10 protein-coding genes are annotated in these 13,368 nt (G+C 60.2%); 8 read left to right on the forward strand and 2 right to left on the reverse strand.

Features of this window, described 5'->3' with window-relative positions; translation table 11 throughout:
* Positions 1-130: 130 nt before the first annotated feature.
* Entirely contained in the window at positions 131-1,144 is a 1,014-nt protein-coding gene (gene pta / locus C8275_RS05135; RefSeq protein WP_106484359.1) for a phosphate acetyltransferase, read from the forward strand.
* A gap of 94 nt (positions 1,145-1,238) precedes the next feature.
* Positions 1,239-2,438, forward strand: a complete 1,200-nt coding sequence (locus tag C8275_RS05140) for an acetate kinase (RefSeq protein WP_106484360.1) — start codon at positions 1,239-1,241, stop codon at positions 2,436-2,438.
* A gap of 85 nt (positions 2,439-2,523) precedes the next feature.
* Here the strand turns inward: C8275_RS05140 and C8275_RS05145 are convergent, their stop codons facing one another.
* A complete protein-coding gene (locus tag C8275_RS05145) occupies positions 2,524-3,687 on the reverse strand; it encodes a dienelactone hydrolase family protein (RefSeq protein WP_106484361.1) in 1,164 nt (387 codons plus the stop codon).
* Between the two features lie 205 nt (positions 3,688-3,892).
* Between C8275_RS05145 and metG the strand changes: the two genes are divergently transcribed.
* The 6 genes from metG (at position 3,893) to C8275_RS05175 (ending at position 10,610) form a co-directional block, all read left to right on the forward strand.
* Positions 3,893-5,932: a methionine--tRNA ligase gene (gene metG / locus C8275_RS05150; protein WP_106484362.1), complete on the forward strand. Its 2,040-nt coding sequence runs from the start codon at positions 3,893-3,895 to the stop codon at positions 5,930-5,932.
* Between the two features lie 87 nt (positions 5,933-6,019).
* Positions 6,020-6,397 (forward strand): DUF3783 domain-containing protein, encoded by a 378-nt coding sequence (locus tag C8275_RS05155; RefSeq protein WP_106484363.1) that lies wholly within the window; start codon positions 6,020-6,022, stop codon positions 6,395-6,397.
* 5 nt (positions 6,398-6,402) lie between these two features.
* Positions 6,403-7,212, forward strand: coding sequence for a hypothetical protein (locus tag C8275_RS05160; protein WP_157948180.1), 810 nt, complete (start codon positions 6,403-6,405; stop codon positions 7,210-7,212).
* Positions 7,213-7,215: 3 nt separating this feature from the next.
* Positions 7,216-8,667: a lipopolysaccharide biosynthesis protein gene (locus C8275_RS05165; protein WP_106484365.1), complete on the forward strand. Its 1,452-nt coding sequence runs from the start codon at positions 7,216-7,218 to the stop codon at positions 8,665-8,667.
* Positions 8,668-8,760: 93 nt separating this feature from the next.
* Positions 8,761-9,591 (forward strand): glycosyl transferase, encoded by an 831-nt coding sequence (locus C8275_RS05170; protein WP_106484366.1) that lies wholly within the window; start codon positions 8,761-8,763, stop codon positions 9,589-9,591.
* Complete coding sequence (locus C8275_RS05175) at positions 9,588-10,610, forward strand: exopolysaccharide biosynthesis protein (RefSeq protein ID WP_106484367.1); 1,023 nt, start codon at positions 9,588-9,590, stop codon at positions 10,608-10,610. The genes C8275_RS05170 and C8275_RS05175 overlap by 4 nt, the downstream gene beginning before the upstream one ends.
* A gap of 570 nt (positions 10,611-11,180) precedes the next feature.
* Here C8275_RS05175 and C8275_RS05180 read toward each other — a convergent pair.
* A complete protein-coding gene (locus tag C8275_RS05180; RefSeq protein WP_106484368.1) occupies positions 11,181-13,244 on the reverse strand; it encodes a hypothetical protein in 2,064 nt (687 codons plus the stop codon).
* Positions 13,245-13,368: the final 124 nt, after the last annotated feature.

The following is a 13,368-nucleotide window of genomic DNA, read 5'->3' on the forward strand; positions in this document are numbered from 1 at the left end:
CATAAGATATTTGCTTCCGCCGGGCAAAAAATGAGTGCGTATTGACATCTTGATATGGCAATAATTGAGTAATTTTGCGTCATCGAAACAACATTCATGTGTAAGAGAACAACTTTTAATACATACCATCATGGATTTAATCAGTGAAATAGTTGCGCGTGCGAAAGCCAACCCGCAACGCATCGTTCTTCCGGAAGGAACTGAAGAACGTACCCTGACTGCTGCCGACCGTGCGCTGGCAGACGGTGTAGCCAATCTCATCATCCTGGGAAACCCTGCTGAAATCAAGGCCCTCGCTGACAAACTGGGCTTGAAAAACATCGACAAAGCCACGATTATCGACCCTGAGAACCATCCGAAGAAGGAAGAGTATGCCCAACTGCTCTGCGAACTCCGCAAGAAGAAAGGCATGACCATCGAGGAGGCTCGGAAGCTGGTGCTTGACCCGCTCTACCTGGGCTGCCTCATCATCAAGTCCGGCGATGCCGACGGCCAGCTTGCCGGTGCCCGCAACACCACGGGTAACGTGCTCCGTCCGGCTCTCCAGATTATCAAGACCGCTCCGGGCATCACCTGCGTATCCGGCGCCATGCTGCTCATCACGAAGACTCCGCAATACGGCGAGAACGGTGTATTGGTAGTAGGCGACGTGGCTGTGACTCCGGCTCCCGATGCCGACCAGCTGTCGCAGATTGCAGTCTGCACCGCCCGTACGGCTCAGGCTGTCGCAGGCTTCGAAGACCCGCGCGTTGCCATGTTGAGCTTCTCGACCAAAGGTTCTGCCAAGCACGAAGTGGTCGACAAGGTGGTTGAGGCACTCGGTCTGGCAAAGAAGCTCGACCCGACGTTGAAGATTGACGGCGAACTGCAGGCTGATGCCGCCCTCGTTCCGTCGGTAGGTGCCAGCAAGGCTCCGGGTTCGGAGATTGCCGGCAAGGCAAACGTCCTCGTATTCCCGAACCTCGAAGTGGGTAACATCGCCTACAAGCTGGTTCAACGCCTGGGCAACGCCGATGCCATCGGTCCGATCCTTCAGGGTATCGCCCGTCCGGTGAACGACCTGTCACGCGGCTGCTCCGTGGACGATGTCTACAAGATGATTGCCATCACCGCCAACCAGGCCATCGCTGCCAAGAAGGCGTAAGAGTTTAGCGGGTGAGCCGGTGAGTTCCGCGAGGACTCATCCGCTCGTCCGCTTCTGCATGTATAAACCCACAAACTTAAATCCCCGAAACCCAATGAAGATATTAGTATTGAACTGCGGTAGTTCGTCCATCAAATACAAGCTGTTTGACATGACTACCAAAGAGATTCTCGCACAGGGCGGTATCGAGAAGATTGGTCTGAAAGGCTCGTTCCTGAAGCTGACCCTCCCCAATGGCGAGAAAGTCATCCTCAACAAGGACATCCCCGAACATACGGTAGGTGTGGAGTTCATCTTCCAGACACTGACCAGCGAGCAATACGGCGCCCTGAAGTCGCTCAAGGAGCTTGATGCCGTAGGTCACCGCATCGTGCACGGCGGCGAACGCTTCAGCGAGTCGGTCATCCTCAACAAGGAAGCCCTCGATGCCATCACTGCCTGCAACGACCTTGCCCCGCTGCATAATCCTGCCAACCTGAAGGGTGTGGCTGCCGTATCCGCCCTCCTTCCGGGTCTGCCTCAGGTCGGCGTGTTCGACACTGCCTTCCACCAGACCATGCCTGACTACGCCTACATGTACGCCATCCCCTACGAGCTGTATGAGAAGTACGGAATCCGTCGCTACGGCTTCCACGGGACTTCCCACCGCTACGTGTCGAAGCGCGTGTGTGAGTTCCTGGGCATCCAGCCTGAAGGCACCCGCATCATCACTTGCCACGTGGGTAACGGCGGCTCTGTCTCTGCCATCAAGGACGGCAAGTGCATCGACACCAGCATGGGTCTGACACCGCTCGAAGGACTGATGATGGGTACACGCAGCGGCGACATCGATGCCGGTGCCGTGACTTTCATCATGGAGAAGGAAGGTCTGAACGCAACGGGCGTGTCGAACCTGCTCAACAAGAAGTCCGGTTTGCTGGGTGTCTCCGGCGTATCGTCCGACATGCGCGAGATTCAGGCAGCTGTCGACGCAGGCAATGCGAAGGCGAACCTGGCACAGACGATGTACTACTACCGCATCAAGAAGTACATCGGTACGTACGCAGCTGCCCTGGGCGGTGTTGACGTAATCGTGTTCACCGGTGGTGTCGGCGAGAACAAGGACGACAGCCGCGAACGTGCCTGCGAAGGTCTGGAGTTCATGGGTGTGAAGCTCGACAAGGAACTGAACAAGACCATCCACGGCGAGGAAGCAGTCATCTCTACCCCGGATTCGAAAGTGAAAGTGGTTGTCATCCCGACCGACGAAGAGCTGATGATTGCCACCGACACGATGACCCTCTTGCGGAAATAAGCGCGCTCCCCGCGAGCCGTCCCGTCATAAAAAATCCCCGGACAGTCCGTCATGCGATTGTCCGGGGATTGTTGTATCGGTTCACTTACAGCCACTTCTTGAAGAACTCCAGCGTCTCGCGCTGCATGTCCCGGCTGAAGAAGTGCGGGCCGTCCCACAGCTTGGTGACCAGACGTTCGGGGACACCCTGTGACTCCCATACGCGGTGCATCGTGCGGTAGGCATCTTCCACGCCAGCCACCGGGAAGAGCTTGTCCTTCCGTCCGTTGAAGAAGAGCGTCGGCTTGGGACAGGCGATGGATGCCACATGCGGATAGTCGAGGTAGCGGCGCAGTCCGGGGATGAGCATCGAGTAGGCGGAGCCGCCCTTGTTCTGGTTGTTGGTGAGGGTCATCAGGTGCTCGGTCGTGTTCATCCAGCAGACGGACGCTGACGCCTTCACGACATCGGTCAGTGCGGCGAGTATCCACGAGCGGTAAGCCCCCATGGAGAAGCCCAGGCAGCCAATGCGGTCCGGGTCGACGTAAGGCAGGGAGGCCAGGAGTTCGGCACTGCGCACATCGTCCATGTTGATGCAGGCGCCCCACGAGCTTCCCATTTGCAGGAAGTTGCTTGCCACTGCCTGCTGACGGTCGTAGTCGAAGCCCTCCTTGCATCCCCGCTCGCCCCAGAAGAGCGCGTCCACGCAGAGGACGACGAAGCCGTTGGCTGCAAAGTAGTCCGCCGTATACTGTCCGTCGTAGCAGCGCACCGCCCAGTCGTCCGCATCCGCCAGCACCTCCTTGCTCACGCCGAAGGGGCGCACCATCTTCTCCTTGCCGATGGTGAAGTGTGCACCGTGGTCGTGGAGCATCACGACGGCAGGCAGCCGCTTGCCCTCGGCACCGTCAGGCACCAGCAGGTAGGCAGGGACACGGCTCCATGCCGAGATGTTGAATGTGATTTTGCGTACCTCATAGCCCTCGCGCTGCTCCGTCGCCACGGTCTGCACGGCATAGTCCTGTGGGGCAGGCGGAAGGTTCCGGAGGCATTCCGTCACGGTCTCGCGTGCCTTCGTGCGCCACTGTCCGAAATCGGTTTCAGGCGCGTTGCCCCAAGCCATCGGGTAGGTGAGCTGCTCCTTCATCTGCTGGTAGAACAGCGGCATGTTGTTCACAATCTCATAGCGCAGGGAGTCTGCCGGTTGCTGTGCCCGGACCGTCCCTGCGGTTGCCATCAGGGCAATCATGCCCAGTAAGACGTGTTTCATACGTAATAGGTCTTTAAGTTTCTGTCAGTGGGACAAAGATACAACGTATCTTGACAACCGGAGGGCGGCGGACGGACAATTTTTGTTCCCTTCTGTCGCCTGCCGGGCTTCTTTTTCCCTCCAATGACACGGGAATCATGCTTTTTGTCTAAATTTGCAACATCTTACGAAAGGATATCACATAAAAGCTACATCAACATACTACATGGAAAAGAAATTCAAACGAACAACCGTCACTTCGGCGTTGCCCTACGCCAACGGTCCTGTACACATTGGCCACCTTGCCGGTGTGTATGTTCCTGCCGACATCTACGTGCGTTACTTGCGCCTGAAGAAGGAAGATGTACTCTTCATCGGCGGGTCTGACGAACACGGAGTGCCCATCACCATCCGGGCACGCAAGGAGGGCGTTACCCCACAAGATATTGTTGACCGTTACCACAACCTCATCAAGAAGTCGTTCGAGGAATTTGGCATATCGTTCGATGTGTACTCGCGCACTTCGTCGGCAACCCATCACCAGATGGCTTCCGACTTTTTCCGTACGCTTTACGATAAAGGCGAATTCATCGAGAAGACCAGCATGCAGTATTACGACGAGGAGGCGAAGACCTTCCTTGCCGACCGCTACATCACCGGCGAGTGCCCGCACTGCCATGCCGAGGGCGCTTACGGCGACCAGTGCGAGAAGTGCGGCACCTCCCTTTCGCCTACCGAACTCATCAACCCGAAGAGCGCCATCAGCGGCAGCAAGCCCGTGATGCGCGAGACGAAGCACTGGTACCTTCCGCTCGACAAGCACGAGGCATGGCTCCGTCAATGGATTCTGGAAGACCACAAGGAATGGCGTCCGAACGTGTACGGACAGTGCAAGAGCTGGCTTGACATGGGTCTGCAGCCGCGTGCCGTAAGCCGCGACCTGGACTGGGGTATCCCTGTTCCCGTGGAGGGAGCCGAAGGCAAGGTGCTCTATGTGTGGTTTGACGCGCCCATCGGCTACATCTCCAACACGAAGGAGCTTCTGCCCGACTCGTGGGAGAAATGGTGGAAGGACCCCGAGACACGCCTGATTCACTTCATCGGCAAGGACAACATCGTGTTCCACTGCATCGTCTTCCCCGCCATGCTGAAGGCGGAGGGAAGCTACATCCTGCCCGACAACGTGCCTGCCAACGAGTTCCTCAACCTCGAAGGCGACAAGATATCGACCTCGCGCAACTGGGCGGTTTGGCTCCACGAGTACCTGGTGGACTTCCCCGGCAAGCAGGACGTGCTGCGTTACGTGCTCACCGCCAATGCTCCCGAGACCAAGGACAACGACTTCACCTGGAAGGACTTCCAGGCACGCAACAACAACGAGCTGGTCGCCGTCTACGGCAACTTCGTCAACCGGGCACTGGTGCTGACGCAGAAATACTTCGACGGACGTGTACCCGAGTGCGGCGAACTGACCGACTACGACAAGGAGACCTTGCGCGAGTTCGCCGACGTGAAGACGCAGGTGGAGCGTCTGCTTGACGTCTTCAAGTTCCGCGATGCGCAGAAGGAAGCCATGAACCTGGCACGCATCGGAAACAAGTACCTGGCTGACACCGAGCCGTGGAAGCTTGCCAAGACCGACATGCCGCGCGTGGCAACGATTCTGAACATCGCCCTCCAGCTGGTTGCCAACCTCGCCATCGCCTTCGAACCCTTCCTGCCCTTCAGCTCGGAGAAGCTGCGCAAGATGCTCTGCATGGACAGCTTCGACTGGAACCAGCTGGGACATACGGACCTGCTCCCTGCCGGTCATCAGCTGGGCAAGCCCGAACTGCTCTTCGAGAAGATTGACGACGAAGTCATTGCCGCACAGGTGGAAAAGCTCGAAGCGACCAAGAAGGCAAACGAGGAAGCCAGCTACAAGGCGAACCCCATCCGTCCGAACATTGAGTTCGACGACTTCCTGAAGCTGGACATCCGCGTGGGTACGGTGCTCGAGTGCACCAAGGTGCCCAAGGCTGACAAGCTCCTGCAATTCAAGATTGCCGACGGACTGGAGAACCGCACCATCGTCTCCGGTATCGCACAGCACTACAAGCCTGAGGAACTCGTGGGACGCCAGGTGTGCTTCATCGCCAACCTGCCGCCGCGCAAGCTGAAAGGTATCGTGTCGGAGGGCATGATTCTTTCTGCCGAGAACTTCGACGGCAGCCTCTCCGTGATTGGCCCGATGCGCGAAGTGAAGCCGGGCAGCGAAGTGAAATGATTTAATCCCTGACAATTGACAATCGGCAACGGGGGCGCACCGTCCTTCCGTTGTCCCTTGTCAATTGTTTGTTTCCCCACAACCATTATGAAAGAAGTATTGCTTTATAACCTAAACAATGAGAAGGGAAAGCGCATCCGCGAAGTGTGTGCTTCCCTGTCCGTTTCGTGCCGCGACATTACCCCCGCGGACTATCTGGAAACCATCGGCGCACTGGCAGGCATCGTCGGCTATCCGCTCCGCCACACCCCTGCCGGACCGGCGTTCGGCGAGGAGATGATGATATTCTGTGATTTCAACAGCGACGACATCTACAACTTCCTCTCACGTTCCAAGGCGGCAGGCATCGCACCTGTCCACCTCAAGGCAGCCCTCACGCCCCACAATGTGCAATGGAACTCGCTGCAAATCCGCGAGGAACTGCTCAAGGAGCATGCTGCCATGAACGGCGGAAGCGCAAAGTGACCGGCATGAAGTATTTCATCACCTACGGCGACGAGAACTACACCCGCTCCGCACAGCGGCTCGCAGCGGAAGCCCGTTCGCTCGGCATCTTCGACGACGTCCGGACGTACGGACCGGCGGACCTGCCCGACGATGTGAAGCGGCATCCGCTCATGTGTCATGCCCGTGGGGGAGGATACTGGTACTGGAAACCCTGCCTTCTGCAGGCATGCCTGCGCTGGATGCAGGAGGGCGACATCCTGGTATACGCTGATGCAGGCTGCTCCGTGCAGCCGTCGCCAGAATGGGACCGCTTCTTCCGGGACCTGCGGACGAAGAGTGTCGTCGCCTTCCGGCTGGGCTACCGCAACAAGTTCTACTGCCGTCGCAGCCTGCTGGACTATGCACGCGCCGAGCAACCGCACTGGGGCGAGTACTACCAGGTGATGGGCGGCATCCTGCTGCTGAAGAAGAACGGGGCGAGCGTCCGGCTGGTGGACGACTGGCGACAGCTCATGGACGAGCATCCCGAGTTCGTGACCGATGTGCCGGCAGAAGAGCGGAAGCACGAGGCACCCTTCTTCCGCGAACACCGTCACGACCAGTGCGTGTTCAACGTCTGCCTCTACCGTTGCCGCGACCAGGTGCGCATCCGCTGGGAGAATGTGGAGCGCATCGCCCTCCTCGGACGGCAGGCGTTCCTGGCTTCCCGCCTCTCGGACCGCAATCCCCACCGCGTCATGCCGCGCACCCCCCTTTCGAAATTCCTCACACGCACCTTCGCGGGGCGTCCGCTTTCCTCCCTGCGGCAATGGTACTGGGAGAAGAAACGCTAGCCTATGGACTCACTCAAAGACAAGACGGCAAAAGGACTCTTCTGGGGCGGATTCAGCAATACGCTCCAGCAGGTGGCGAGCATGTTCTTCGGCATCGTGCTGGCACGCATCCTCTCGTCGCACGACTACGGACTGTTCAGCATGCTGCTCATCTTTACGTCCCTGGCCAACCTGCTTCAGGACAGCGGCTTCACCACGGCACTCATCAACAAGAAGGATGCTACCGACGAAGACTATAACTCCGTCTTCTGGTTCAGCTGCTCGATGGGAGCGGGGCTGTACGTCCTCTTCTTCCTTGCCGCACCGTGGATTGCCGAGTTCTATGGCGCGCCCGAACTGACGGCAGGCGCCCGGGTGCTCTTCCTGTGGTTCCTCTTCGGCTGTACGGGGACGGTGCACAACGCCATCCTCATCAAGCGGCTGATGATGAAGGAGAAGACCCGTGCCGACCTCACGGCGTTCGTCGTGTCGTGCGTCGTTGCGGTGACGATGGCACTCTGCGGCATGGCCTACTGGAGTCTCATAGTCCAGATGGTCGTGCAGGGAGCCGTGAGCGTCCTTCTGCGCTGGCACTACTCCCCCTGGCGTCCCTCGTTCCGCTTCCCCAAAGCCCCCATCCGGCGCATGCTGCCCTTCAGCAGCAAGCTGTTGATAACGGGGCTGTTCAACGTCGTCAACGACAACATCTTCACCCTCATACTCGGCATCCGCTACTCCAAGGCGCAGGCAGGCTACTACTCGCAAGGACGTAAGTGGGGCTACATGGCATACTCCAGTCTGTGGGGCATGATGTCGAACGTCTCGCAGTCGGTCCTGGCACAGGTCGCCGACACGCCCGGACGGCAGCAGGCGGTCTTCCGCAAGCTCGTGGGCTTCATGGCGTACGTCACCTGCCCCTGCATGCTCGGGCTGGCATTCGTGGCGCCGGAGCTGACCACCATCACCGTGACGGACAAGTGGGCGGCGAGCGTCCCCTACATGCAGCTGTTCTGCCTCTGGGGCATCATCGCGCCGCTGAACAACCTCTGCACGAACACGCTGCTCAGCCGCGGACATTCCGGCGTCTACATGTACGGGACGATTGCGCTCGACGTGGTGCAGCTGCTGGTCATCTACTTCTCCGCTCCGCTGGGCATCTATCAGATGGTCATCAACTACGTCGTGGTCAACTTCGCCTGGTTCTTCGTGTGGTTCTATTTCATCCGCCGGAGCATCCCCGTCAGCCTGGCGGGACTGCTGTTCCGGGACCTGCTGCCCTATGCCGCCCTGACCCTTGCTGCCATCGGGGTGGTGCACCTCGTGGTGGCACCGCTCGGGAATGTCTACCTGCGCTTCGGCTGCAAGATAGCCTTCGTCGCCCTGCTCTATGTCGGGACGCTCCATGCGCTGCGTTCCGAGATGCTCCGCGAGACCCTCGGCTACCTGCGGAAGCTGAAGGGCGGGGGACGGGGATGAACGGAGCGGTTGACCCGTCCGTCGGTCAACCACGCCGGAACAGTGAAAGGCGGACAGACACCCATCCCTGCAAACAGATAAACTCATATACTCATGCTGACACTCATACCCATCGGAGGACTCGCCAACCGCCTGCGGAGCATCGCTTCGGGAGTGGCGCTGGCACGGGACTACGGACAGACACTGCACATCTACTGGTTCAAGGACGCGGGGCTGAACTGCCGCTTCGACGACCTCTGCCTTCCGCTCGACGCACCGGACATCCGCCTGCACGAGGCATCGGCGCTGGACGCGCTGGTCTATGACCGTCCGCGCAAACGGAACGCACGGTTGCCGGGCGTGTTCCAGCGGCTGCTGTTCGACGGACGTCTCCATGAACAGGGACCCTGGACGGCGGACGCACCTGCCTTCGACTTCGGCGGATGGATGGCGCAGCACCGCCGTACGTACATCAGCAGCTGCCACTCGTTCTATCCTGCCGACCCTGCCCTCTATGGCGAGCTCTTCCGTCCGAATGAAACCGTCGGACGGCTCGTCGACGCCTACGTCGCGCGCTTCACGCCACACACCGTCGGGGTACACATCCGACGGACGGACAACGCCGCCTCCATCGCCCGCAGTCCCCTGTCGCTCTTTATCGAGGAGATGGAGCGCGAGGTAGCGGCGCACGCGGACACACTCTTCTTCGTGGCATCCGACTCCGAGGAGGACAAGCGTGCCCTGCGTGCACACTTCGGCGACCGCATCCTCACGTCCGACCGTCCGGCAGACCGCTCCAGCCTGGCAGGCATGCAGGAGGGAGCCGTCGACTTCTTCACGCTCAGCCGTACCCGGCGCATCATCGGTTCCTACTACAGCTCCTTCTCCGAGGTTGCCGCGCTCATCTGCGGCATCCCTTACCACTGCACAGCCTCACGCCTATGAAAGTCACCGTCTTCCCCTACCTGCAACCCCGTCCGGGCACACGCCCCAACCCCTACATCCACGACATGGTGCAGGCACTCTCCGCGCTGCCCGGCGTGGAAGTCGTCAATCCGCCCCACCGCAATCCGCTCCTCTCGCTCCTGAAGCCGGGACGGCAGGGCGACGTCGTCATCCTCAACTGGTTCGAGAGCATCCCCGACTTCCGTCACGGATACATCCAGACGTTCATTGCCGTGCTGTGGTTCGTGTGGCTGAAGCTGCGGGGCAGGAAGGTGGTGTGGATGCTGCACAACAAGCATCCCCATCACCCGCGCCGCCGTCGGCTGAAGGAACTGCTCACCCGACTGGCAGCACACGGGGCGGACCTCATCATCACCCATGCCACCGACGGCGTGGAGCTGGTCCGCCAACGCTTCCCCCGTCAGGCGGCAAAGGCGCACTTCCTCCATCACCCGACGAAGGACCGTCTGGGTGTCCCTGCCGACGTCCCGCCTGCCTGCGACTACCTCGTGTGGGGGCACATCACGGCGTACAAGGGCGTGCTCGAACTCCTGGAATACCTCGCCGCCCGTCCGCAGACCTTCCGTGTGTGCATCGTGGGTGGCTGTTCGGACGAGTCGCTCCGACGGCGGATTGAGGCGGTCCGCCTGCCGAACGTCGACTGCCGCTTCCACGCCCCCTCGTTCGAGGAGCTGCGGACGTACCTAGACCGGAGCCGCTTCGTCCTGGTGCCTTACCACGCCGCGTCGGTGCTCAGTTCGGGCATCCTCATGGATTCGCTGGCGTTCGGAGCGAAGGTCGTAGGGCCCGACACCGGCTCGTTCAAGGACTATGCACGCGAGCCGCGCCTGAAGGTCTATACCTTCCGCTCGTTCGACGACCTTGCCCCTCTGCTGGCGGCACATGGCGACGAGCCTGCCTCGATGGAGGCTTACCGCGACTTCCTGACGGAGAACGACTGGGCGCATTTCGTCCGTCGGCTCTGCCGCCTGCTGGAGGGCGGAAGGGACTCCTGCTGACGCTGACGTTCTGACACGGAAATCCCCGTTTGGCTGTCTCTTTTTCCCGATTGGGCGTTTTCAGCTGACGCGTACTTTGGTGATTTTCTCCCTTCTGGAGCGAAGTTGAATACACATTTTAAGATAATGCCGTCCGGACGAGGCTGTATTTTTATTTTATTCACATAAAAACGACCGTTTGCTTCCGTTTCCATCGCGGTGTCTACCCCTTTTCACCGTCGTACGGACACGTCCGCACCACCGTACCGACCCATCCGCACCACCGTGCGGACACGTCCGTACGAAAAGAAGGGTCTGTTTTGTCTGCATTCTTTACCTGTTTTCATTTTTAGACGGAAGTGGGCTTGTGTTTCCCAACTTTCGTTTGGATGTCTGTCCGGAGGATTTCATACCGTCCGGATGGCGAAGGTGTGCGTGCGTAGAGAGAAAAGAAAGGAAAATGCAGGGTAAGGTGACAACCTGCATTCAGCAAATCGCCCGAGAAGGCCCTTCCCGCTCACCGATTCGTATTTCGGTGCAAGGAAGGCCCTTCTCGGGCGATTCATTTGACGTTTTGACAAAATGCCAACTTTATCGGTTCATGTCGGCGCCCAGGTAGAAGCCCAGGTTCGTCTGCTGGTTGTACCCCATGTTCTGCATGGCCTGCGAGAGGTCATAGGTGTGGTCCTCCATGAGGTGGGTGAAGCGGTGGTGCGTCGGGTAGTTGGTGGAAAAGACCAGGATGGACTTGTTGTCTTCGGAGCCCAGGATAACCTCTTCGCGCCAGTCGCCGAGGAAGTCGCCGTAGTAGCACGGGTTGTACTTCGTGCTGTGGTTACCCTGGTTGCTGCCGTAGCCTGTGCTGAAGTTCACCAGCCGGTTGCGCTTCGTGAGCGGGTTCGTCCGGTAGCTCATGATGAGTCCGCGGTCCCAAAGGTCACGCGTCAGCTCGCCGCTCCAGTAGATGGCGGCGTTGTACATCGTCCCCCCGCCGATGCCCTTCGGCAGGTCGGCAGTGACGGGTGCGTCCGACGGACCGGCGCAGTTGTAGAGCCCCGAGTTGATGGACGACCAGTATTCGAAGTTCGGGCTGTCGGGGTCGATGTCTGCCACGATGCTGCGCCCGACGTCCCCGTGGTCCCCGGCTCCGTGTCCGGCGATGAGCGAGCCGTCGCGTGCGTCAATCACCTGGCAGGCATAGCCGTGCCCTTGTCCCGCATAGTTCCCCGGCTCCTCGAAGGAAGCGACGATTTGCAGTCCCTCGCGGTTCTTCACGAATTTGCCCACGCTCAGGCAGTCGCCGTGCCCGTTGCCCGTGCACCAGAGCTCGTTGCCGTTGTCGTCGATGGCAGCAGAGCCGTAGAGCACCTCGTCGCGTCCGTCCCCGTCGAGGTCGGCAACGCGGAAGGCATGCGAGCACATAGCGAGCCACTTGTCGCTGTGTTCGGCGGTGTCGAAGGTCCAGCGTGTCTGCAGGCCGTCCTCCCGCAGGTCGAGGGCGCGGACCTGCCAGTTCTTGTAGATGCCGCGCGAGATGATGAGGCTGGGGTTGGTCGTGCGGACGCCGGTGGATGGGTCGGGGATGCCGTCGAGGTAGGCGACGCCGATGAAGAAGCGGTCCATGCGGTTGCCGTAGTCATCGCCCCAATAGTCAATCCAGTGTTGGGCGCGGTCCTTCTTCGAGCCGCTTCCGCCGCGGGCGATGTTGTCGGTACGTGCTATCTCCCGTCCGTCGAACGCCCGGCAGACGGAGATGTACTCCGGTCCGTCAAAGACGAGTCCGCAGGTTGTCGGGAGCGAAGCGCCCGAAGCCCAGCCCGCCCCGTTGCTTTCGCGGATGCGGTAGTCATGCACCCGGCCGTCGGCGTTGGTGATGGTCTTCCCGTCGGCAAAGGTCGTTCCCTCTGACGAGCGGAAGGCAATCTCGGGCAGCCCGTCGCCGTTGAAGTCGTAGACGATGTAGGACGTGTAGTGGGAGCCCGAGCGGATGTTGATGCCCAGGTCAATCTGCCACAGGAGGGTGCCGTCCATCTTGTATGCCTGCAGGAGGGTGGTGCCGTTGTGCCAGCCGCCCTGGTTGGCGCCGTCATAGGGTTCGCGCTTCACGACCAGCTCCATGACGCCGTCGCCGTCAAGGTCTGCCGGCTGGATGTCGTCGATGGTGTAGGTCAGCGAGGGGTCGGGCAGCCGCGAGTCGTCGACGGGAATCCGGTAGTAGAACGTCTTGGCGCGTTGCGGTGTGAAGGTGTAGGCGCATAGCGTCTCCGCCTGGTTGGCAAGGGTGACGCGGTAGCGCGTGGTCTGTGCGGGGTCGATGGTCTCGTCCAGCCAGCAGGAGGCATCGGCGATGGGTGCGGCGTTCAGCTTCGTTTCCGTCCCGTCGTTGACGGACTTGTAGAGGTCGAAGGCGGTGTTTGCCGGGTCAGTCGGCAGCATGCGCCAGCTGACGAGGGCACCGTGGATGCCGGTGGTGGCGTTGGCGTCCGCGTCCGGTGTCGGGTCGTAGCTGACCCACATGGCACGGTCGCCGGTGATGATGTCGGTCGGCAGGGGCGGCAGCTCGTCCGATGGAAGGAGGGTGTCGGTGTCGTCCTTGCAGGCGGTGAGGCTCGCCGTGAGGCAGCAAGCCCACAAGAGTTTATGAAGGATTTTCATAAGCGGTAGTCTGTATGGTTAATGGTTCTGTGTGGTTTGTGATGTGTCGGACGGAGCTTCCCGGTCCGGCACCGGTCGGGCGGTCTCCTGCCGGTGCCGGGAGCCGGGAGGGTGTCCGGCGGAC

It is taken from the genome of Bacteroides sp. Marseille-P3684 (assembly GCF_900291465.1).
GTDB lineage: Bacteria > Bacteroidota > Bacteroidia > Bacteroidales > Bacteroidaceae > Phocaeicola_A.

Coding starts and splice junctions, on each gene's coding strand:
- pta (WP_106484359.1), top strand. CDS start 131: ATGGATTTAATCAGTGAAATAGTTGCGCGTGCGAAAGCCAACCCGCAA.
- C8275_RS05140 (WP_106484360.1), top strand. CDS start 1,239: ATGAAGATATTAGTATTGAACTGCGGTAGTTCGTCCATCAAATACAAG.
- C8275_RS05145 (WP_106484361.1), bottom strand. CDS start 3,687: ATGAAACACGTCTTACTGGGCATGATTGCCCTGATGGCAACCGCAGGG.
- metG (WP_106484362.1), top strand. CDS start 3,893: ATGGAAAAGAAATTCAAACGAACAACCGTCACTTCGGCGTTGCCCTAC.
- C8275_RS05155 (WP_106484363.1), top strand. CDS start 6,020: ATGAAAGAAGTATTGCTTTATAACCTAAACAATGAGAAGGGAAAGCGC.
- C8275_RS05160 (WP_157948180.1), top strand. CDS start 6,403: ATGAAGTATTTCATCACCTACGGCGACGAGAACTACACCCGCTCCGCA.
- C8275_RS05165 (WP_106484365.1), top strand. CDS start 7,216: ATGGACTCACTCAAAGACAAGACGGCAAAAGGACTCTTCTGGGGCGGA.
- C8275_RS05170 (WP_106484366.1), top strand. CDS start 8,761: ATGCTGACACTCATACCCATCGGAGGACTCGCCAACCGCCTGCGGAGC.
- C8275_RS05175 (WP_106484367.1), top strand. CDS start 9,588: ATGAAAGTCACCGTCTTCCCCTACCTGCAACCCCGTCCGGGCACACGC.
- C8275_RS05180 (WP_106484368.1), bottom strand. CDS start 13,244: ATGAAAATCCTTCATAAACTCTTGTGGGCTTGCTGCCTCACGGCGAGC.